Genomic DNA, 20,272 nt, shown 5'->3' on the forward strand with positions numbered 1-20,272 from the left:
CATGCACCTCTCCCCCCGCACCGTCAGCTCCCACCTCTACCGCGTCTTCCCCAAACTCGGCATCACCTCCCGCGCCGCCCTCCGCGACGCACTGGCCCGGCTGGAGGACCAGCACGGCAACTGAGACCGGGTCAGGAGCTCCGCGTCAGTCGGATGACTCAGCTCGCCACTCCCGGCCGGGCACATGTCGTGCGCCCGGACGCCTGAGTCTGCGCCGGGTACGGACCGTCATCTGACTGATGTGTCTGGTTTGGTCACCGGCGAAAGTATGTGTCACCGGTTCCGCGCTCGACGAGAAGCGACCGGACGGGCACCGCCGAACACCTAGTCGTCACCTGTTTGACAGGTGACGTGCCGTGTGCGAGGGTCGTCGCGCCGGCAGCCCGCCAGGGCGTGTCCGACGTGCGCGTCGGATCCGGGCCCCCGTGCGCCGGTGCGCGGCGGAGGCCCGGGCTACGGGGCCAGTCATCGTAAATACGTACGACGGAGGGTTTTCACATGATCAACAGGCGTACCTTCAGCAAGGCCGTCGGCCTGGGCACCGGCGCGGCGGCGGTCTCGCTGGCCGGTCTGCAGGGCGGCGCCTCGGCCGCCACCGGATCGCGTCCGTCGGGCGCCGGGCCCACCTCCGCGCCCATTCCCGTCGTGCCGACGATCACCCCCGGAACGCACACGTCGTTCCCCACGATCAAGCAGGTCAAGGCGGGCGTCCTCGACGTCGGTTACGCCGAACTGGGCCCCGCACGAGGCCCGGTGGTCTTCCTCCTGCACGGCTGGCCCTACGACATCCACAGCTTCGTCGACGTCGCCCCGCTCCTCGCCGACCAGGGCTACCGGGTCATCGTCCCCTACCTGCGCGGACACGGCAGCACCAGCTTCCTGTCCCGTCACACCCCCCGTACGGCGGAACAGTCCGCCATCGCGCTGGACATCATCGCGCTGATGGACGCCCTGAAGATCCCCAAGGCCGTCTTCGCGGGCTTCGACTGGGGTTCGCGCACCGCCGACATCATCGCCGCCCTGTGGCCCGAGCGCGTCAAGGCCCTCCTCTCCACCAGCGGTTACCTCATCACCAACATCAAGGCGCAGCTCGAGCCGGCCGCCCCTGCCGTCGAGCACAACTGGTGGTACCAGTGGTACTTCGCCAGCGAGCGCGGCAAGAAGGCCATGGAGAACGAGGACGAGCGCATCGCGCTGTGCCGGTACACGTGGACCCTGGTCTCCCCGAACTGGAACTTCTCGGACGCCGTCTTCGCGCGCACCGCCGAGGCCTTCAAGAACCCCGACTACGCCTCCATCGTCCTGTTCAACTACCGCTGGCGCATCGGCCTGGTCGAAGGCCAGAAGCGTTTCGACCGCTACGAGAAGCAGCTCGCGGCCCAGCCTCCCATCGGCGTCCCCACCATCACGCTCGACGCCGCCCTCGACCCCTTCACGCCGCCCGGTGACGGCTCCGCCTACCGCACGCACTTCACGGGCCGCTACGAGCACCGCACCATCGCGAACATCGGCCACAACCTGCCGCAGGAAGCACCCACCACCTTCGCCCAGGCCGTCGTCGACGTCGATCACCTCTGAGCCCGCAGCCGACCTCCGACGCGGTGACGTGCGTCCCGCGTCGGCCATTTCGAGGAGAAGGCCCCATGAGCGAAGTCCAGTGGAACCGTCTGACCGCCGCAGAACTGCGCGCCCTCGCGGCGCGGGACGCGGTGGTACTGCTGCCCGTGGGGGCCACCGAGCAGCACGGGCCCCATCTGCCCACCGGCGTGGACGACCTTCTGGCCGCGGAGGTGTGCCGGCGGGCGGCCGTGCTGGCCGCCGAGGAGACCGGCGTGGTGGTGGCACCTTCGGTGCCGACGGGACTTTCGGAGCATCACATGCCCTTCGGCGGCACCCTGACGCTCTCGCTGCCCACGCTCCACGCCCTCCTGCGCGACCTCTGCCGTTCCATGGTGCGGGTGGGCTTCTCGCGCATCCTGATCGTCAACGGGCACGGCGGGAACATGACCGCCCTCAACGCGCTCACCACCGAGCTGACGGCGGAGCTGGCGACGCCGATCGCGTTCGCGAGCTACTTCGGCGCCGGACGGCAGGCGGTACGCGACACGCTGGAGACCCAGGACGGCCTCATGCACGCGTGTGAGGGGGAGACCTCCATGATGATGGCCGCCTTCCCCGAACTGATCCGCACCGAGCACCTCGCCGAGGCGCACGGTCCGCGCATCACGCTGCCCGCCGAGTCCACCGAACCGGTGTACATGGCGCAGTCCTTCGACCGGATCACCGAGTCCGGTGTGGCGGGCGACGCGCGGGTGGCCAGCCCCGTGAAGGGCGAGGCGCTCCTGTCGGGCTGCGCCCGGGCGCTGGCCGACATCATCGTGCGCGACCCGTGGGCGAAGCCTGCCGGTCGCGACTGACGTCAGGCCGTACGGCCGTCGGCCACTGCGGGGTGGTGACGAGGACGCGGGTGGGGAAAGGCGAGTGCCTTTCCCCGGCCCCGTCCTCGTCACCACCCCGCAGTCGTATCGGGAGTGTGCCCGAGACGGCGCCAAATCGTCACCGGTTTGACAGGTGACGATTCGCATGTCAAATTAATCACCAGTCAGAACGGTGACGGATGTCGGCGTGAGCAGACCCGTCCCGGCCGTCGAATGATCGAGAGGAACATGTCGTGGGAAACACCAAGGGCGGACGCAAGCGGCTGGTGACGGGTGTGGTCTCGACGCTCACCGCGGGACTCGCGCTCGGGGCGTTCGCCCTCAGCGGCACCGCCAGCGGGGCTGCGAATCCCACCGCCGGCGGACACTCCGTCAAGCCGACGATCGTTCTGGAGCACGGGGCCTTCGCGGACGCCTCCAGCTGGAACGGGGTCGTCTCCGCCCTGCGCGCCGACGGTTACCCGGTCGTCGCCGCCGCCAACCCGCTGCGCGGCCCCGCCTCCGACGCGGCTGCCCTCCGTACGGTCCTCGACCACGTCGAAGGACCGAAGATCCTCGTCGGCCACTCCTACGGCGGCAACGTCATCAGTGAGGCCGCCACCGGCGATCCCCAGGTCAAGGGCCTCGTCTACGTCGCCGCTTTCCTGCCGGCCACCGGCGAGAGCGCTCTGGAGCTGACCAACAAGTACCCCGGCTCCACGCTCCCCGACGCCCTCGACCCGGTCACCTACCCGGTCGCGGGCGGCTCCACCGCCACCGACCTGTACATCCAGCAGGACAAGTTCCGCCACCAGTTCGCCGCCGACGTCCCCGCCGGGCAGGCCGCCCTCATGGCCGCCGGACAGCGTCCCGTCGCGCAGGCCGCCCTGGAGGAGAAGGCCACCAGCGCCGCTTGGAAGACCAAGCCCAGCTGGGACATCATCACCACCCGCGACCTCAACATCCCCGCGACGGTCCAGCGGTTCATGGCCGAGCGCGCGCACGCCCACACCACCGAGGTCGCCGCCTCCCACTCGGTCGCCGTCTCGCACCCGCGGCTCGTCGCGGACGTGATCGAGCAGGCGGCCCGGACCACGGTGCGCTGACGCCGCCCCGTGCCACACCCCCGTACCACGGATCACGGCCGGCCCCGGATCATCCCGTCGGCCTGCCTGGTACCCGCGCCGCCGCCCCGGCCCGGAGCTCCCCCCGACCGCTGCCCCAGGCCGAACCCGACGGCCCGGGGCAGCGGTCGTCGACGGCGAGCGGACGGCGGAGACCGCCGCCGGTCCACGACCCGCGCAGGTCCATGACCCGCGCGCAGATCCATGGGCCGGGGCGGCGAGTCGGACGCGACGGCGGAACCGTCATTCGCGTCGTCAGCGGCAGTCGGCCAGGCGTTCCAGTGCCGTCGTCGCCACACGCAGCACCGCGTGGAGTTCCGTCACCTCGGTGACGGTGGGACGGACCACGCGGGACCACTCGCCGGACAGACCGGGCCAGACGGCGAGCAGCACGTGGCCGTGGGCGAGGCCGAGGTGGGCCCTGACGTCCACGAGGCCGTCGCTCGTGGGCACCCAGGACAGCAGGACCCGCCCCGGCGGAACGCGCGCGGGGCCGTCCAGCGGCATCCAGGCGGCCATGAGCCCGCCGCCCGTCGGCGTGACGAGCGCGCCGCGGGCGTCGGCCGGCATGGGAACCTCGGTCAGGGCGGAGAGCTGGACGGGCGGCCCGGACACCTCGGGGTTCCGTACCAGGGTGAGGACGGGGCCGCCCGTACGGGTTCTCCTGGAACGCCGTCCCGACGACGCCGGCCCGGCCGGCGAACGGCCCCGGCAGTGTCCGCCGCACCTGTGATGGCTCGTCACGTTCTCTCCCTCCGTGCGCGGTCCGCGCGCTTCGTACCGTCCAGTCTTCCGGAGGCGCCGTGCCGGCCACATCCGTCATCTGACTGCGGCAGGGAGCGACGGCCCGTCAGGACCGGTCGTCCCCCGTGCCCTCGCTCCCCCGCACACGCTCCAGCACCCGCAAGGCGGCATCGAGCGGCGGTCCCGCGTACGGCTCCGCGTGGGTGGTCACCTCGTCGAGCCGGGCGAGGAGCCGGGACAGGCGTCCGCCGCCGGCGTGCGTCAGGGTGAGGCTTCCCTCCCACGCCGTCTCGCGCAGGCGCTTCGACGTGACCCGACCGTCCTCGGCGCAGGCCACCAGGAGGCGGGACGCCATGGCTCGTTCAAGCGGCCCCGGCCCCCAGCGGCCCTCGTCGAGATCGGCGGTGAGGGTGTCGAGCAGGTCGGTGAGCCGTTCCACCGCGAGCGTGGCGGGTTCCCGGACAACGACGGGTGAGGGCGGGATGTGTGACATGGGTGTGCGAGACCTCTCCTCGGAGTGGTGTGTGTTCATTTCACCTGTTCCGCCCTGTGCGGGCGTCCAGAACGCATGTCGGCGCCGGGCGTGGGGCAGTGTAGGTTTGAGTAACAGAATATGTGTCTCGCGGGTCTTCCGTCACCGGCTCATGCCGCGGGGTGTCGTGCGGGCATGGGAGAAGAAACACGGCAAGGTGTGTGTCAGCCATCAGCCCCTGGCCCACGACGCCGCCCACGAGAGAGGCCGAGCATCGATGAGGTCCGACGCGCGCTCCAACCGGCTGCGCATCCTCGAAGTCGCGACGGAGGTGCTCAACGGCCCCGGTGACACCTCGCTCAAGTCCATCGCGCACAGGGCGGGCGTCGGCAAGGGAACGCTCTACCGTCACTTTCCGAGCCGTGAGTTCCTGGTGCTCCAGGTGTACAGCGGGGAAGTGGGGGACCTGGTCACCGCTGTGCCCGCGCTGCTGGACGCCCTGAGCCCGCAGGAGGCGCTGCGGGCGTGGCTGGAACGCCTGCTGGGAGTCGGCAGGTGCGCGCCGGAGTTCGCCGACACGATGGGCGGGGTCCACAGTCCGCTGACGGCGCGGTGCCGGGAGGCGTACCGGCCCCTGCTGGACGCCTTGTCCGCGTTGATCGCGGCGAACGAGGCGGCCGGAACCATCGTGTCCGGCGCCACCGCGGAGGACGTGCTGTTGCTGCTCGGTCCCTTGTGGCACGTGGAGCCGAAGGCCGAACCGCGCGCGCGGGCGGCACGGCTCTTCGAGGTGCTGATGCGGGGCCTGTGCACTCCCGCCGCGGTGCGCTCTGTCCCTGCCCCGGCGGCGGCCCGGCAGCCACGGTGAAGACGCCCGGTCTGCCCGCGCGGGTGATCCGCCCGGCCCACGGCAGGCTGCACGTGCTGCTCACCCTCGACTCGCTGGTCGTGGTGCTGATCTCGGTCAACCGCAAGGCGGACGGTGTGCTCGCCCCCGTCGCGGACAACGGCTTCCTGCGCCTGGTGGAAGTCGACAACATGCTGCTCGGGCTGTGCACGGTCCTGCTGTACTACCTGGTCGCCGCCCACCTGGTGACCGGTTCCCGGCACCGGGTCCGACCGCGTGCGGTACTCGGCCTCGGGGCCGTGTTCACCCTGGGCGCGTACCTCTACGCGTTGAGCCTCGGCGACCACGAGATCACCAACTATCTGCACGGACGGTTCTGCGCCGAGAGCCTGCCCGAGGTCTGCCGGGTGATCGCCTTCAACGACGACGTCTTCTCCGACATCGTCTTTCTCTGCGGGTTCACGGTCCTCAACGTCACGATCATGCTCACCCAGCTCCTCTTCCCCACCGACCGGGCGCCGCGCCCGTGGGACAACGTCCTGCTCGTGGTGAACGCCCTGTTCATCGGTGCGGGTATCACGGCCAACCTGGCCTTCGAGAAAGCGGGGTTCGACACCCTCGTGATCGGCGCCACGGCCGTCGTGGCCCTGTTCCTGCTGCTGCGCTCGCCCCGGCAGCCGATGCTGCGTTACTACGGTGTCGCCTACACCGCCGGGCTTCTCGCCACGGTCCTGATCGAGGCAGCCTGATCCGTCCGGCCGGCGGGTCCGCTCTCAGCAGTAGTCGTCGCCCTGGTAGAGGGTGAGCAGCCGCGCGGTCTCCACGTAGAGCCAGGTCAGGGTCAGCGTGAGCCCGAACGCCGCCGTCCACGCGTGCGCGCGGGCGGTTCCGTGGGTGATGCCCTTCTCGACCTGCCGCAGGTGCAGGAACGCGAACGACGTGCCGAAGGCGAGGCCGACGACGCCCATGAACACGCCGAGGCCGAACGGGGCGAGGCCCAGGGTGTCCGCACCGGTGAGCGGGAACAGCAGCCAGTCCGCGAAGGCGAGCAGGCCCGTGCCGAGCAGCCCGCCGCCGACGCAGCCACGTGCCCGGCGGTGTGCCCGCATCCATCGCAGCCCGTGGGCGAGGAGTGCGCCGCCGCAGGCGGCCATCGTCGCGAGCACCGTCTGGACGAAGACACCCGGCGAGAGGGGGCGGGAGGCGGTCGCGGAGAGCATGCCGAGAAACACGCCCTGGAAGGCCGCGAACGCCAGTGTCATGGCCATGGACGGCAGGTTCCGGCGGCGCTGGACCACCACCAGCGTCGCGGCGATCAGCGCGGCGGCGCCCGTGACGGAGTAGGAGGCGGCGTCGCCGAGGGTCGTGAGCGGCGGCAGGGTCCACGTCAGCCCAGCCGCGAGAGCCGCGACGCCGAGAGCCGCCGCCGCGCGGGACAGGACCCCGTCCATGGTCAGCAGGTCACCGACGAGGACCGGCACGGGCGCGCTTCCCCCGCCGGGAGCGCGGTCCGCTCCCCGTACGGTCCCGGACCGGCTCCTGGCGACGGGAATCTCGGCCCGCGGGTCCTTGACCGCGGTCTTCTGTCCGCCGCTTCGCTCGAACTGGGGGCGGGAAAGTATCGGATTGCTGCTCTTCAACGCACGCTGCTCGACCGGTATCACGCCAGTTCCTCTTCTCCCTGTCGGACGTACCGGCACCCGGTCGCCGAGGCGGGATCCCGTCCCGGCCGTTCGGTCTCACCGGAAGTGCCGGCGCGCCTCAGCCTGACCGGCCGGACAAAGCGTGCGCATCAGTCAGTTGACGGTCGGGTGCGCGGCCGGGCGCGGGCACCCGACGGGCAGTCACGGCAGTTCGAAGCCCAGCACCCGGGCGGCGGCCTCGGGAGTCGGCTGGGACCAGTACTCCGCCACGGCCTCGTTGCTGGAGAGCGACCGCGTGCGGGCCACGTCGAGGTAGAGGGTGCCGCGCAGGTGATCGGTCTCGTGCTGCACGATGCGCGCGGGCCAGCCGGTGAACACCTCGTCGACCGTCCTGCCGTGCTCGTCCTGACCGCGGAGCCGCACCCGGGCGTGCCGGGCCACCACCGCCTGCCAGCCGGGCACGCTCAGGCAGCCTTCGAAGAACGCCGCCCTGGCGTCGCCCTCGGGCTCGTAGGAGGGGTTGACCAGCACCCGGAAAGGCAGCGGGACCCGGCCGCGCGCCCGGAGCGACTCCGGAGCGCCCGGGGCGGCGTCCTCCACCACCGCGATGCTCAGCGGGACACCGACCTGAGGTGCGGCGAGACCCACTCCGGGGGCTGCCAGCATGGTGTCGCGCAGCGCGCGGACGAACCGTTCCAGGAGCGCGTCGTCGAGCTGGCCGTCGTAGGGCTCGGCGACGGTCCGCAGCACGGGCTCTCCGGCGGTGACGATCGGCAGCGGGCCGCCGCTCGCCAGAAGTTCCTCGACCCTCTCGGGCAGGGACTGGTGAGTTGTTGTCGATGTGGTCATGGGGACAGCCTGCCAGTCATGACGACACACATGTGCACGGGTTGCTCCTTGAGCGGCTTCGGCGGCACGGTCCGGGCGCCGGTCGGCATCGACACCGGTGGTGGCCCCCGGGAGGATCCCGGGGGCCGTCAGGACCGCGGACGACGGGAGGGGCCGCCGGACCGGCTCGGAGGAATGCGCCGGACCGGGGCGTCGTCCGCCGTCGCCCCGCCGTGCGGCGCGCGGGCCCCCGCCGCCGTCCGCCGGTCGTACCGGACGACGGCGGACACCCGGCTCCCCTGTCAGGCGGGCACGATGTTGTGGTTGAACCGGAAGACGTTGGCGGGATCGTAACGCCTCTTCACCTCGGCGAGCCGGTCGTAGCGCTGCGCCCCGTACGCCGCGCGCACCCCCTCGGCGTCGGTCGCCTCCTCCGGCGAGAGGAAGTTCACCATCGCCCGGCCGGCCGTCCAGGGCGCCAGGCCGTCCACGACCGTGGCGAGGTCGGACCGCAAGGTCTCGGCCCTGTCCGGTGCCCCGAGCGCGAACGCGAAGACGACGAAGGGCAGACCGCGGCTGGACACCGCGTTGGGGACGACGGGTTCGCGGTCGAACGCGCCGCCGAGCGCCCGGATCTCCACGTTCGCCAAGGTGCATCCCGAATCGGGACCGGTCAGGTCCACCAGCGCCTGCGCCGTCTTCTCGGAGAACTCCTCCAGGCAGACGCTGCGGTCGAAGTACGGCATCGGGGCCACCGGGTCCGTGTGGATCTCGCCGATCGCCGTGAAGGGCTTCTCCCCCACCAGGTCGATCAGCGCGGGCGCGGCAGCGCGCAGGGGGGCGATGAGTGCGGCGCCCTCGTCCTCGGGGCCCAGGTAGCCGACGCGCAGGTGGACGACGAAGGCACCGCGCAGCGGTTCGGGCAGCACGGGGAGATCGGGCAGCCGCTGGATGGCCACGGAGGTGGTCATGTCCTCCCCCACCGTCGGCAGCCAGGCGCGCCAGGCGTCCAGGACCGGGGCCAGGTGCTCGCCCGCGAAGTAGATACCGCCGCCGTAGAAGCGCGAGACGGGAAAGACCTCGAACTCGATCTCGGTGACGATGCCGAAGTTGCCCTTGCCGCCCAGCACCGCCCAGAACAGGTCGGGTTCGCTCTGCGCGGTCACATGCCGCAGTTCGCCGTCCGCGGTCACCAGGTCCACCCGCCGCACGTGGTCGGCGGCGTATCCCAGGCTCCGGCCCAGCAGCGGGCTCTGGCCGCCGCCCAGGGTGTACCCGACGACACCGACTTCCGGAGCCGAGCCCGCGAGCGGGGCGAGGCCCGCCTCGGCGGTACACGGCAGTACGTCGCTCCAGCGCACGCCCGGCTCCGCCCGCACGGTGCGTTCCCCCGCGTCGACGACGAGGCGCCGCATCCGCCGCGTCGTGACCAGCAGTCCGTCCCGGGCCGGGGAGACGACCTGGTGGGCCGCGGACGCCACCGCCACCGGCAGCCCGTGGCGCACCGCGAACCGGACCGCCTCGCGAACGTCCGCGGCGCTGGTAGCGCCGACGACCACGGCAGGCCGCAAGCCGCAGATCAGGTTGTACGTGGCGCACTCTTCCTCGTACCCCTGCGCTCTCGGCTCCAGTACGGGGCCGCCCACGGACTCCCGCAGGGCCGCCAGGTCCTCCGGCTGGAAATGATCACTAGACATGCGCACCACGACCTCACTCACACCTATGGAGCGCTCCTCGACATGTTCGCGTCCGTCACACGTGGGACGGACGGGAGCGCTCCCCGATGCCAGGGAAACGTGCCGTGACCACCGCTTCGTTCACTTCACCTGTCGGAACCCGCGGTACGGCCGCGCCGGACGGGCCCGCGGTGACGGACGGCCTCGCCTCTGTCCTGCTCCCGTCCGTGGGAGCGGTCGGGAGCAGGACAGGTAACCCGCCCAGTCATTTGACCTATGCCGGGCATGTCGCTCCCGCACACAGTGGTGGCGGAGCGGTCCCTCGGGGCGGTTCCCCTCGCCGGCCGTGTCCGGCCGCGAGGCACCGCGAGAGGGAGACCGGATGCCCGACGCCGCAGACCACCGTCCGGACGTCCACCGGCCGTCCGGTTTCTCACCCGCGCACGCCCAACAGTTCTGTCAGGCCCAGGCCCTCGTATCCGCGCCGGCCGCGACGGCCTTCGAGCTGCTCGCCGACGTGCCGCGCTGGCCGGAGTGGGTTCCGGGGATCGGCGGGGCTCGCCCCGGCGAGGCGGAACACACCTTCGACGTACGGTTCCACGAGCACCGCTTCGAGATCTTCCTGGGCGAGCGGGTGCAGCCGAGCCGTTTCGGCTGGTCGGCCGTCGGCGCCGGGGTGCAACTCCATCAGAGCTGGCTGCTCACCGAAGCCGACCACGGCACCCACGTGGTGACCGCGAACGTCGTTCGCGTCCCGGCAGCCGCTTCCCCGGACGCGCTGTCGCCCCTGTGGGCACAGCGCCTGAACACCTTGTGGCTCGCGCAGCTCAGGCGGCTTTCGCAGAGCTCTCCCGCACAGGAGAACGGTTCCTGAAGGGCTGTCGGCGCTCCGGAGGACGCCGACGGCCGGCGCCCCGGAGGACGCCGGCCGGTCGCGTGGGCCGTCCGGTACGGCTCAGAGGGCCGAGGCGGTCTCCTTCTCCCGGACGGCGGGGCCGGCGGTGACCGCGGTGTCCCGGGTTTTCCGGGCCGGCCTCAGGAACAGGGCGAGGAAGGTGCCGACGGCGAGCGTGGGGGCGATCCACAGGTAGCCGGCCGCCGTGGCGTGCGCGAACGCGTCCTGGGCCGTCTCGCGCAGAGCGGTGGGCAGGTGTCCGATGGTGTCGGGGCGAGCCGCGTCGAAGCCGCCGTCCGTCGGGAGATCCTTGGCCCGATGGGCGAAGCCGGTGTTGAGGAGGCTGCCGAAGACCGCGACCCCGAAGGCGGCGCCGATGGAGCGGGAGAAGGTGACCACGGCACTGGCGGCTCCGAGGTCGGCGGCGGGCACGCTGTTCTGGACGGTGGTCAGCACGACCATGGGCACCATGCCGATGCCGACACCGGTGATCAGGAAGTAGAGGCTCAGGACGAAGGTGTCGGTGGCGGCCCCGATGGTGCCCAGCAGCAACAGTCCTGCGAGGTTGGCGACGAGACCGGCGAGCAGGATCGTCCGCAGCCGTTCGACGTGCTCGGCCCAGCGTCCGGCCAGTGACTGACTGACGACGAGGCCGACGACGAGCGGCAGCATGTGGACACCGGACAGGGTGGCCGAGACGCCGTGGACGATCTGGAGGTAGGTCGGCAGGTAGACCAGGACGGCGAACATCGCGGCGTTGGCGAAGAATCCGATCAGCGAAGAGAAGACCACGGTGCGGGAGCCGAGCATCGCCGGCGGCAGGACGGGCGCGTCGGCCCGGCGCTCGACGGGCAGCAGCAGCGCGGCGAGTACCACGGTGGCCACGATCAGGCCGACGATGGCCGGTGACCCCCAGCCCCAGCGTTCACCGAACGACGTGATCAGTACGAGGCCGGTGGCGATGGCGGCCAACAGGGTGGCGCCGAGGTAGTCGATGCGTGCCCTGACGCCACGGGCTGCGGCGGGCAGCGAGCGTGCGGCGAGAGCGAGCGCGACGGCGCCGACCGGCAGGTTGATCAGGAAGGCCCACCGCCACGAGAGCTGGTCGGTGAAGATGCCGCCCAGCAGGGGGCCGACGATGCTGGCGACGCCGTAGACCGAGCCGAACAGGCCCTGGTAGCGGCCACGCTCGCTCGGGGCGACGATGTCGCCGACCAGCGCGAAGGTCAGCACGATCATGCCGCCGCCGCCCACACCCTGCAGTACTCGGGCGCCGATCAGTTCGGGCAGGTTCCGGGCCAGGCCGCAGGCCACCGACGCGGCCAGGAAGACCGTGGTCGAGGTCAGATACAGCCGCTTGCGGCCGAACATGTCGCCGAGCTTGCCCCACAGCGGGGTGACCGCCGTCGAGGCCAGCAGGTACGCCGCGCTGACCCAGGCGATGTCGTCGAACCCGTCGAGGTCCTCCGCGATGCGGGGCAGCGCGGTCGAGACGATCGTCTGGTCCAGGGCGGCGAGGAGGACCGCGAGGACCAGAGCACTCATCGCAGCGGCGACACCACCCGCTTTCGGTGACGCGGATTCTGTCTTCGGCATCGGAAACTCGCTTCTCTGCTAGGACGGCGAGAACGGTCGTGCTCGCCGTGGGACGACGATGAGGCCACAGCCGAATGACACTCGCTGGGCTATCTGTCACTTCAATGTAGCACTTAATTGGATGTCGTCCACGCTGAAGGAGCACTAGATGTCTCAGGTTGCACAGATCGCCGCTAGACTCGACGGGGTGAGAGCCGACGCAGCACGCAATCTGGAACTCGTCCTGACCACGGGAGCGCGCATGCTCGCCGCCGATCCCGGCGCGAGCATCGCGGGCATCGCCGCCGAGGCGGGCGTGGACCGGCGCACCGTCTACCGGCGCTTCGCCTCCCGCGAGGATCTCCTCGCCGCCGTCTACGAAGCCCGCCTCTCGGCCGTCGAACGGGCCATCGCGGACGCCCGGCTGCGCGAAGCGCCGGTCGCGGTCGCCCTGCACCGCTACGTCGAGAACATCATCGTGGTCAACCGGACCTGGCCCGTCGACCTCGGCCGCATGCTGGCGGAGGACGACGCCCGTGCCCGCCGGGACGCCTCCGTCCGGGAGGTCGACACCTTCCTCGCCCGCGCCACCGACGAGGGAGTCCTGCGCCCGGACCTGCCGCCGGGGTGGGCGGGCGCGCTGCTGCCCCAGCTGATGCATCTGGTGGCGCGCCAACTGCCCGAGCTGAACCCGGGGCAGGCCGCGGACGTCGTGGTCGACACGCTGCTGCGCGGCCTCGGCACCTCCTGACACGGCAAAGCCCCCGGGAGCCCACGAGGTGTGGGCTCCCGGGGGCTTCCGGTAAGGGCGGTCCCGAGGGTTTCGCCGGGGGCGCGTTCCGCGCTCAGCCCCGGCGTACCCCCTCGATGAAACGCCCGGCGAGGTCGATACGTTCGGCGAGGGTGGCGGGCGTCTGCCCGAAGTCGACGAACAGCTCGTGCACTCCGGCTTCGGCGGCGGCACGCGCGTAGTCGATGTACTGGTCGATGGTGCCCGCCCAGGGCATCCGCTCCGGGTCGGTCCTGCTGTCGGTCAGCTCGGGGTTGACGCGCAGCGCCATGTGCAGGGCGGCGGGGTCGCGCTCCGCTTCCACTGCGGCCTTGCGGATGACGTCCCACATGCCCATCAGCGCGGGCAGTGGCATCGCCACGGGCAGCCACCCGTCGAGCCGCCGTCCGATCCGGCGCAGCCCGCTGGGTGTGAACGCGGCGAGCAGCACGGGCGGACCCGGCCGCTGCCCCGGCTTGAGACCCACGACGGTCTCCGGAATGGTGAACAGGGGCCCCTCGTGCGAGAAGACGTCGCTGGTCCAGTACTCCCGCAGCACGTCGAGCGTCTCGTCGAGCCGGGCGCCCCGTCCCTTCCAGGGCACGGAGACCGCGGCGTACTCGTCGGGCATCCAGCCGAGGCCCAGGCCCACGCTGAGCCGTCCTCCGCTGAGGACGTCGAGTGTGGTCAGTGACCTGGCGAGCATGATCGGCGGCTGCCACAGCCCGTTCAGCGTGCTGGTGCCCAGACGGACGCGGGTCGTGTGGGACGCGGCGAAGGTCAGGGCCACCAGCGGGTCCATGTGGTTCTCGTACACCCGGGGCATCACCCCGTCGGCGCTCGGGTAGGGCGCGCCGGGTACCAGGGGGGCGAGGACCCGGTCACCGGTCCACAGCGAGTCGTACCCCATCTCCTCCGCGGTACGGCTCACCCGCAGGATGCCTTCCGGCCGGGCGTCGGGGCCGAAGGTCGGCAGGGCCAGGCCCAGTCTCATAGGTGTCTCCTCACGGGGTGACCCGGTCCCGGTGCTCGTCGGTGAGCGGGATTCCGAGTAGTTCTTCCAGGGCTGCCACGGTGCGCGCGGGCTCCACGGCGTGGACGGTGGCGAACCCGAGGGCCTCGGCAGGCCGCAAGTGCTGCTCGGTGTCGTCCACGAACACGCACTCCTCGGCCCTGAGTCCGAGTTCCTCCAGGACGAGGTGGAAGATCGCCGGTTCGGGCTTGCGGATTCCGTGGGTCTCGGACAGCACCACGGCGTCGTAGAGCTCGTCGACGGCGTATCCCCCGTACAGGTTCCAGGGGCTCGGGCCCACCGAGTTCGAGAGAATGCCGACCGGTATTCCGGCACGGCGCGCGGCGGCAGCCGCCGCGATCACCGAGGGCTCGGGAGACAGATCCGCGAAGATGCGGCCCATCAGGTTGTCCGGTGCGACGCCGAGAAGCCGGCCCGCCACTTCGTTCCACTGCGTCTGGGTGAGTGTGCCGCACTCCAGCTCGTTGGTGATCCGGACCCCCTCGGGGTTCAGATACACGTCGGTGAGCAGCGCCCCCTCGGCCAGCCCTTCACGCTTCTCGAAGGCGAGCGCGGCCGGCAGCAGAGGCGTCGTCAGCACACCACCGAAGTCGAGGACGAGGCCCTTGCGGTGCTGAGTCATACACACACCCTAGAACCTCGCAGGAACGGGACCGACACCAGGTGGCCGCACATGGCATCGAGGAACGGGGCACATGTGTGAAGTCGGGAATCGCGGTACCCCGGTCCCGGGGGCGACGGGGTTCTCGTCATCGTGCGACCTCTTCGTGGCCGGGCTGCCGACGGCGGGGCGGCAGCAGATCCCGGGAGTACCGCACCTGCTGGAGGATCGGTGCGCTCGCCTCGATCAGGTCGGCCAGAGCCTGCCGGTCACGGTTCGCGCCCGGCGACGTCAACGCCTGTCCGTACACGGACGCCACCACGTGGTGGGCGGCGTTCGCGGCCCGTCCGACACACTCGAAGAGTCGCTTCCCGGCGGCTGCCGACAGGCCCTGGCGCGCCGTCGGGACGCCGTGCAGAACTGACGCGAGATCCATCCGCGCGCCGTGGAGCACGGCGGCGGATTCGGCCGCCACCACCGCGGAAGCCGTCGGTCCCCCCGGGGCGGGGACGGCTCCGTACCCCACCGTGGCGGCCAGGACGTCGGCCGTCCGACGAGCCGCGCCCAGAGCCAGGGCGGCGGTCGCCGTCCAGAGGAAGGGGGCGTCCTCGGCCAAGAGCGGTACGGCCGCCGTGCGGGTGGCGAAGCCCGCCGGCACATGGGTGGAGTCCAGACGGAAGACGGCCCCGGCCACGCCGCCCGCGAGGCCGGGCTCGGTCCTGTCGAGCACCTTGGAGTGCACCACGAACAGGTCGGGACCGCCGTTCGCTCCCGCGGCCAGCGGCAGGGCCAGCCACGGACCGCGTCCGGCGTGCGACGGCCGGCCCCACATCCCGGACACGGTGAACCCCCCGGATTCCTCGCGGGCCACCGGCGCCGGAACGGCCCGGCAGGGGACGGCGGTTGCCAGCCGCGCGGCCCAGTTGAAGGTGCCGGTGAAGTTCTGCCAGGCCAGGGCCGGATCGGCATGCCCGGCGGCTTCGAAGGAGGAGAGCACCTGCGCCAGCGAGGCGTCCGGTCCCGGCGCGTCGGGGCGGTTCTCCCGTGTGGGCGTCGTCATGTCTGGGGCCTTTCGTTCGGATCGGTCGGCCTGCGAGGAACCGGCACCGCGCGTCCGCCCGGCGGGTGGGCGCCGGCGTGGGGCACAGGCGACGGGCGAGAGCCCCGACGCGGTGAGGAAGACGTCGTCGTGCATCCGTCGGGGAGTGCGGGACGGCCCTCAGGCGGCCTCGGCGCCGGACGCGGTCTGGGTGGTGGTCACGACGACGTTCTCCAGTTCCTCACCCCGCCGGTACCGGCGCAGTTGCTGTCCGAGGAAGTGCGCGCTCATCGGGGAAAAGGCGTCGGTGAACGCCGCCACGTGCGGGGTGATCAGCACACCGGGCAGCCGCCACAGGGGGTGCCCGGACGGAAGGGGTTCGGGTTCCGTCACGTCGAGTGCCGCTCGCAGCCGTCCCGCCCGCACCTCGTGGACCAGTGCCCCGGTGTCCACCAGTTCACCGCGGGCGACGTTGACGAGCAGGGCCCCGTCCTTCAGCCGCGCCAAGGCCTCGGCGCCGAACATGCCGCGGGTCTGGTCGGTCAGCGGCGCGCACAGCACCACCGCGTCGGCCGTGGGCAGCAGTCCGGGCAGATCCTCCGTCCCGTACACCGGCCCCGCCGGAGTGGTACGGGCGGTGCGCGCCACGAGCACCGCCTCGCAACGGAACGCGCCGAGCCGGGCGGCGACGGACGAGCCGACCGCGCCGTACCCGATGACCAGGACCCGCTTGCCGACCAGGGTGGAGCGGAACTCCGGCCGCCACTCTCCCGCCGCCTGCCCGGCCCCGAAGCGGTCCAGGCCCCTGCAAAGGGCCAGCAGCAAGGTGACCGCCAGCTCGGCGGTGGCCTCGCGGTGCACCCCACGACCGGTCGCCAGCCGGGTTCCTGGGGGCAGGGTGCCGAGCAGCGGCGTCATGTGGTCGTGACCGGAACTGAGCAGTTGCAGCACTTCGAGGCGCCGCATCCGGGGCAACACCTCGGCCAGAACACGTTCGGCGCCGGGCACGGGCGGCCCCACGAGGAAGCCGACGTCGCCGGGGTCACCGGGCAGGTGGCCCGATCCGTCCCAGTAGGCATAGGAAAGTCCGTCCGGTAGCCCGTGGATCTGGCTCGGGCGATACGGCAGCCAGACGGTCTTGCCGTTCCTCATCGTGCATCAGCTTCTTTCCGCTCCGAAGCCGCGGACCGGAGCGGAGTGCCGGGGTCGCGCGCGGATCAGCCCTCCCCGCCGCGGCCGAAGGCGCAGCGCCCGAGTTGGGCATGTGTGGTGTTTCCTCACCAGATCAACGTATGTGTCGGGACATCGGTTCACGTGAGCCTCGCCACTCGTACGTGTGAACCGTCCCCACCGCCATGACCCGCCGTCGGCGGAGCCTCGCGCACCCGGCCGCGGGCTCCGCGGCGCGCGGCACACCGCGGGCCGCGGGCTCCGCGGCGCGCGGCACACCGCATGAAGCACCGGCGCGGCTCTCGCCCTCACTCCGCCCGGCGACCGTCGCGGTCCGCCCGCGTGCCGGGGCTACGATCAGCGACCCGCCGTTCGACGATGTCGATCAACAACGTGTCCTGGTGGGTCCGGGCCTGGGCGAAGAGCCGTGCCCAGGACCTCACGCCGGGGCGGCGGCGCAGCAGCGCACGGCGTTCACGTCCGGTCATCGCGCCCCACACGCCGTATTCCTCGCGGTGGTCCAGGGCGTGGGCGAGGCAGTCGATCCTGACCGGGCAGCCGGCGCACACGGCCTTCGCCTCGTTCTGTGCCGCGCCCTCGGCGTACATCCGCTCCGGCTGCGCCCGGCATGGTCCTCGTTCGACCCAGTCCATGGGCGCCTCGATTCCTGGCGGGCCCCTCTCGAGCGCCACCGCCATACATACATGTCTTCAAGACGTGTACGACGATAACCCACGTGCTCCCCTGGCCCGGTCCCGCCTCGACCGGGAGCTCCGCTCGGCAGGGCTGCGGGCTCCTTCAAGGGCCCCTGAGGCCCTGAGGCCCCTGAGGGCTCCGGAGGGCTCCGGAGGGCTTTGGAGGGCTCCGGAGGGCTCCGGAGAGCGAGGTCACCACACATGTGTGATATCTGGCAGCAGCCCGAACCCTGCTCCACTCGACACCGCGCAAGAAGCTTTTCGGCCATACCGGGTGACGAGAATGCTGAGGGCATCTAGTCTTCTGCCGGAGGGGTGGGGCGAAAAGGGCAGGGCGGTCACCCGCACTGTCGCTGTCCGGAAGCGGCACATCGCATACGTGACGAGCCAACTGTCCCTGTGAGGCCTTGCCGAACCCCGTCGGCTGCCACAGCCCGCCGAGCGCCCCTGAGGCGAGTCGGCGAGCTGCGCACGCGGCACTCGCCGTGGCCCACGGGAAGGGACACGTACCCTCGCCTGACGTCTGGCGCGGTCCGTGCGTACAGACGGCGAAGTGCCCCTGCCGGGGCACTCGTTCAGCCGGAAAGGGAGTGGGGGACGGTGGATTCGGTCTTCGGGACCATGGTCGGCCGCGAACGCGAGCAAGAGGTTCTGTCCGACTTCGTGACGGCGGCAGGTGGCCGGTCGCTCGTCATGCGGGGCGACACCGGGGTGGGCAAGAGCGCCCTGCTGGAACACGTGGCCGCGCTCGCGACAGCCGAGAAACATCGGGTGATCCGGGCGGCGGGGGTCGAGGCGGAATCGGAGTTGCCTTTCGCCGGCCTGCACCAGTTCCTCTATCCGCTGCTGTCGTACATCGACCGGCTGGACGAGGTGCACCGGAAGGTCTTCGACACCGTCTTCGGCAGGAGCGCGGGCACACCGCCCTCGGTCATGACGCTGGGCATCGCCGTCCTCGACCTGCTGTCCCTCGCGGCGTCACAGCACTCCCTGCTGCTGGTGCTCGACGACGGCCAGTGGCTGGACACCTTCAGCACCGAAGTCTGCGGCTTCGTGGGGCGCCGGCTCACCGGAAGTTCGGTGAAGCTCGTCGTCGTCCTGCGCTCCGACGTGCCTTCGGCCTTCGACACCGCCGCCATGCCGGAGCTGGCGGTGACCACGCTGTCGGAGACCGCTTCCGAGCAGTTGCTGGACATGCATCACCCCGGACTGGACCCCCGGGTCCGACGGCTGGTCCTGGACGAAGCCCAGGGAAACCCGCTGGCCCTCCTGGAACTGCCGCCGTACGTGCGCGGCAACGGGTCCGGCCGCACCCCCGAGGAACTCTTCGGCTACAGCGGCATCTCCCTCCCGGTGCGCCTGCAGCAGGTGTACGGCTCCCGCATCGAGTCTCTCGGTGCCGAGGTGCGCGCGGAGCTGCTGCGCGGAGCCCTCGACGGTGTGGGGGCGGGTTCGGCGACCGGCCACACGGGAGGCGCGCGCTACCGCATGCTGAAGGCCGACGAGGCCGCGGACTGCGGGCTGCTGGCAGTCGACCCCTTCACCGGTGACTTCGTCTTCCGCCACCCCCTCGTGCGCTCGACGGCCGTCCAGATGGCGACACCCAACGAGCGGCGCGCGGCGCACGCCGTGCTCGCCCAGGTGCACGAGGACGACCTGGAACGCCGTGCCACGCATCTGGCGGCCTCGGCGGTCGACCCCGACGAGCGGGTCGCCGCGACGCTGGAGGCCGCTGCGGACTCCGCCATCGTGCGCGGTGGCGCGCGGGCCGCGATGGCCTGGCTGACCCGGGCCGCGGAACTGAGCGAGAGCCACACGGAGCGCTCCCGAAGACTGGCCAGCGCGGCGTACATCGCCGGGCACTCCGGCCGGCTGGACCAGGCCCAGCGGTTGGTCCGTTCCGACTCCGGGTCGGGTGCCACCGATTCGCCGGCCTCGGTGATCGCCTCGGGCTACGTCGCGCTCTTCGAGGACGGGGACGTACGGTCCTCACGGCACCAGGTCTTCGCCGCGGTCGAGGTCCTGCGCGACAGCGGACTGCGGGAACCGGACGAGATGCTCACCCGCCTGGTCGACCTGCTGCTGGCCATCAACCAGTACGCGAGCGACGCGCCTTCGTGGGAGCGCGCCCACGAGCTGCTGGACTCCCTGGGCGACCTGGTCTCCGCGCAGTCACGCATCTACGAGGACGCCTGGGGGGACGTCGTGCTGCGCGGGTCGGGTGTGCACGAACGGGTCGAACGTACCTTTGCCAGGCTGCACGACCTGGAGCCGTGGGACGTGACCCGCCTGGGGGTCGCTGCCTATCACGTCGACACGCTCAGCCAGTACCGGCCGCTGCTCCAGCGGACCGTCGACCGCGAGGTCGAGTCGGGAGCCCTGGCCGACGCCATGACGATGCTGCACCTGATCATGCTGGACCAGATCACGGTCGGTGAGTGGGCCGAGGCGGAACGCACCGGGCAACGTTGTCTCGAATTGACGATCCTGCACCGGCACGAGCTGTTCACGTATCACACACGTGCCTATCTGGGGTTGTTGGCGGCGTTGCGGGGACAGGTCGAGCGGGCGCGTGAGTTGCAGGCAGCCGTCGACACCTGGGCCCGTCCCCGCGGGGTCGGCTTCCTCACCCAGATCGCCGACGCCATCGGCACCACCGCCGCCCTCGCCGAAGGCGACTACGAATCCGCCTACCTCCACGCCATCGGCATCACACCCCCCGGCACCTTCCACCCCTACACCCA

The 20,272-nt window shown here is 71.4% G+C and carries 20 protein-coding genes; 9 read left to right on the forward strand and 11 right to left on the reverse strand.

The annotated features are described in order from the left end of the window. The 4 genes from ACFWEE_RS31730 to ACFWEE_RS31745 form a co-directional block, all read left to right on the forward strand. A partial coding sequence (locus ACFWEE_RS31730) for a LuxR C-terminal-related transcriptional regulator (protein ID WP_386894579.1) occupies positions 1 to 124 on the forward strand: 124 nt, incomplete at its 5' end. A 374-nt stretch (positions 125 to 498) separates the two neighbouring features. Further along, positions 499 to 1,578 (forward strand): alpha/beta fold hydrolase, encoded by a 1,080-nt coding sequence (locus tag ACFWEE_RS31735; protein ID WP_386894545.1) that lies wholly within the window; start codon positions 499 to 501, stop codon positions 1,576 to 1,578. A gap of 65 nt (positions 1,579 to 1,643) precedes the next feature. Then, positions 1,644 to 2,417 (forward strand): creatininase family protein, encoded by a 774-nt coding sequence (locus ACFWEE_RS31740; RefSeq protein ID WP_386894547.1) that lies wholly within the window; start codon positions 1,644 to 1,646, stop codon positions 2,415 to 2,417. Between the two features lie 254 nt (positions 2,418 to 2,671). Further along, on the forward strand, positions 2,672 to 3,523 hold the full coding sequence (locus tag ACFWEE_RS31745) for an alpha/beta fold hydrolase (RefSeq protein ID WP_386894549.1): 852 nt from the start codon (positions 2,672 to 2,674) through the stop codon (positions 3,521 to 3,523). A gap of 273 nt (positions 3,524 to 3,796) precedes the next feature. Here the strand turns inward: ACFWEE_RS31745 and ACFWEE_RS31750 are convergent, their stop codons facing one another. Both ACFWEE_RS31750 and ACFWEE_RS31755 read right to left on the reverse strand, forming a co-directional pair. Next, positions 3,797 to 4,156, reverse strand: coding sequence for a hypothetical protein (locus ACFWEE_RS31750; protein ID WP_386894551.1), 360 nt, complete (start codon positions 4,154 to 4,156; stop codon positions 3,797 to 3,799). 235 nt (positions 4,157 to 4,391) lie between these two features. After that, a complete protein-coding gene (locus ACFWEE_RS31755) occupies positions 4,392 to 4,778 on the reverse strand; it encodes a hypothetical protein (protein WP_386894553.1) in 387 nt (128 codons plus the stop codon). Positions 4,779 to 5,034: 256 nt separating this feature from the next. On the opposite strand from ACFWEE_RS31755, the gene ACFWEE_RS31760 reads away from it, so the two are divergent. Together ACFWEE_RS31760 and ACFWEE_RS31765 are read left to right on the forward strand one after the other, a co-directional pair. Next, entirely contained in the window at positions 5,035 to 5,625 is a 591-nt protein-coding gene (locus ACFWEE_RS31760) for a TetR/AcrR family transcriptional regulator (protein ID WP_386894555.1), read from the forward strand. Further along, positions 5,622 to 6,353 (forward strand): hypothetical protein, encoded by a 732-nt coding sequence (locus tag ACFWEE_RS31765; protein WP_386894557.1) that lies wholly within the window; start codon positions 5,622 to 5,624, stop codon positions 6,351 to 6,353. Before ACFWEE_RS31760 ends, ACFWEE_RS31765 begins: the two co-directional genes overlap by 4 nt. Positions 6,354 to 6,377: 24 nt before the next feature. On the opposite strand, the gene ACFWEE_RS31770 is transcribed toward ACFWEE_RS31765, so the two are convergent. The 3 genes from ACFWEE_RS31770 to ACFWEE_RS31780 form a co-directional block, all read right to left on the reverse strand. Next, entirely contained in the window at positions 6,378 to 7,304 is a 927-nt protein-coding gene (locus ACFWEE_RS31770; protein WP_386894559.1) for a Bax inhibitor-1/YccA family protein, read from the reverse strand. 144 nt (positions 7,305 to 7,448) lie between these two features. Next, the gene (locus ACFWEE_RS31775; RefSeq protein WP_386894561.1) at positions 7,449 to 8,096 is read right to left on the reverse strand and encodes a peptide deformylase; all 648 of its coding nucleotides are present in this window, start codon (positions 8,094 to 8,096) and stop codon (positions 7,449 to 7,451) included. A gap of 281 nt (positions 8,097 to 8,377) precedes the next feature. Continuing rightward, positions 8,378 to 9,772, reverse strand: a complete 1,395-nt coding sequence (locus ACFWEE_RS31780) for an FAD-binding protein (RefSeq protein ID WP_386894563.1) — start codon at positions 9,770 to 9,772, stop codon at positions 8,378 to 8,380. A 361-nt stretch (positions 9,773 to 10,133) separates the two neighbouring features. Between ACFWEE_RS31780 and ACFWEE_RS31785 the strand changes: the two genes are divergently transcribed. Continuing rightward, the gene (locus ACFWEE_RS31785) at positions 10,134 to 10,625 is read left to right on the forward strand and encodes an SRPBCC family protein (protein ID WP_386894565.1); all 492 of its coding nucleotides are present in this window, start codon (positions 10,134 to 10,136) and stop codon (positions 10,623 to 10,625) included. 81 nt (positions 10,626 to 10,706) lie between these two features. Here ACFWEE_RS31785 and ACFWEE_RS31790 read toward each other — a convergent pair whose 3' ends face one another. Then, positions 10,707 to 12,191, reverse strand: a complete 1,485-nt coding sequence (locus tag ACFWEE_RS31790; RefSeq protein WP_386894567.1) for an MDR family MFS transporter — start codon at positions 12,189 to 12,191, stop codon at positions 10,707 to 10,709. 292 nt (positions 12,192 to 12,483) lie between these two features. On the opposite strand from ACFWEE_RS31790, the gene ACFWEE_RS31795 reads away from it, so the two are divergent. Next, entirely contained in the window at positions 12,484 to 12,972 is a 489-nt protein-coding gene (locus ACFWEE_RS31795) for a TetR/AcrR family transcriptional regulator (protein WP_386894581.1), read from the forward strand. Between the two features lie 94 nt (positions 12,973 to 13,066). On the opposite strand, the gene ACFWEE_RS31800 is transcribed toward ACFWEE_RS31795, so the two are convergent. From ACFWEE_RS31800 to ACFWEE_RS31820, 5 genes are all read right to left on the reverse strand, one after another. Continuing rightward, positions 13,067 to 13,984, reverse strand: a complete 918-nt coding sequence (locus ACFWEE_RS31800) for a TIGR03619 family F420-dependent LLM class oxidoreductase (RefSeq protein ID WP_386894569.1) — start codon at positions 13,982 to 13,984, stop codon at positions 13,067 to 13,069. Between the two features lie 10 nt (positions 13,985 to 13,994). Then, positions 13,995 to 14,645, reverse strand: a complete 651-nt coding sequence (locus tag ACFWEE_RS31805) for an HAD-IA family hydrolase (RefSeq protein WP_386894571.1) — start codon at positions 14,643 to 14,645, stop codon at positions 13,995 to 13,997. Between the two features lie 127 nt (positions 14,646 to 14,772). Beyond that, positions 14,773 to 15,684, reverse strand: coding sequence for a hypothetical protein (locus ACFWEE_RS31810; protein WP_386894573.1), 912 nt, complete (start codon positions 15,682 to 15,684; stop codon positions 14,773 to 14,775). Positions 15,685 to 15,843: 159 nt separating this feature from the next. Further along, the gene (locus ACFWEE_RS31815; RefSeq protein WP_386894575.1) at positions 15,844 to 16,815 is read right to left on the reverse strand and encodes a 2-hydroxyacid dehydrogenase; all 972 of its coding nucleotides are present in this window, start codon (positions 16,813 to 16,815) and stop codon (positions 15,844 to 15,846) included. A gap of 326 nt (positions 16,816 to 17,141) precedes the next feature. After that, positions 17,142 to 17,486, reverse strand: a complete 345-nt coding sequence (locus ACFWEE_RS31820) for a WhiB family transcriptional regulator (protein ID WP_386894577.1) — start codon at positions 17,484 to 17,486, stop codon at positions 17,142 to 17,144. A gap of 663 nt (positions 17,487 to 18,149) precedes the next feature. On the opposite strand from ACFWEE_RS31820, the gene ACFWEE_RS31825 reads away from it, so the two are divergent. After that, positions 18,150 to 20,272 (forward strand): ATP-binding protein (locus ACFWEE_RS31825; protein WP_386894583.1); only part of this gene is annotated, 2,123 nt, incomplete at its 3' end.

It is taken from the genome of Streptomyces sp. NPDC060184 (genome assembly GCF_042728795.1).
GTDB lineage: Bacteria > Actinomycetota > Actinomycetes > Streptomycetales > Streptomycetaceae > Streptomyces.

Coding starts and splice junctions, on each gene's coding strand:
- ACFWEE_RS31735 (WP_386894545.1), top strand. CDS start 499: ATGATCAACAGGCGTACCTTCAGCAAGGCCGTCGGCCTGGGCACCGGC.
- ACFWEE_RS31740 (WP_386894547.1), top strand. CDS start 1,644: ATGAGCGAAGTCCAGTGGAACCGTCTGACCGCCGCAGAACTGCGCGCC.
- ACFWEE_RS31755 (WP_386894553.1), bottom strand. CDS start 4,778: ATGTCACACATCCCGCCCTCACCCGTCGTTGTCCGGGAACCCGCCACG.
- ACFWEE_RS31760 (WP_386894555.1), top strand. CDS start 5,035: ATGAGGTCCGACGCGCGCTCCAACCGGCTGCGCATCCTCGAAGTCGCG.
- ACFWEE_RS31775 (WP_386894561.1), bottom strand. CDS start 8,096: ATGACCACATCGACAACAACTCACCAGTCCCTGCCCGAGAGGGTCGAG.
- ACFWEE_RS31780 (WP_386894563.1), bottom strand. CDS start 9,772: ATGTCTAGTGATCATTTCCAGCCGGAGGACCTGGCGGCCCTGCGGGAG.
- ACFWEE_RS31785 (WP_386894565.1), top strand. CDS start 10,134: ATGCCCGACGCCGCAGACCACCGTCCGGACGTCCACCGGCCGTCCGGT.
- ACFWEE_RS31790 (WP_386894567.1), bottom strand. CDS start 12,191: ATGAGTGCTCTGGTCCTCGCGGTCCTCCTCGCCGCCCTGGACCAGACG.
- ACFWEE_RS31795 (WP_386894581.1), top strand. CDS start 12,484: ATGCTCGCCGCCGATCCCGGCGCGAGCATCGCGGGCATCGCCGCCGAG.
- ACFWEE_RS31800 (WP_386894569.1), bottom strand. CDS start 13,984: ATGAGACTGGGCCTGGCCCTGCCGACCTTCGGCCCCGACGCCCGGCCG.
- ACFWEE_RS31805 (WP_386894571.1), bottom strand. CDS start 14,645: ATGACTCAGCACCGCAAGGGCCTCGTCCTCGACTTCGGTGGTGTGCTG.
- ACFWEE_RS31810 (WP_386894573.1), bottom strand. CDS start 15,684: ATGACGACGCCCACACGGGAGAACCGCCCCGACGCGCCGGGACCGGAC.
- ACFWEE_RS31815 (WP_386894575.1), bottom strand. CDS start 16,815: ATGAGGAACGGCAAGACCGTCTGGCTGCCGTATCGCCCGAGCCAGATC.
- ACFWEE_RS31820 (WP_386894577.1), bottom strand. CDS start 17,486: ATGGACTGGGTCGAACGAGGACCATGCCGGGCGCAGCCGGAGCGGATG.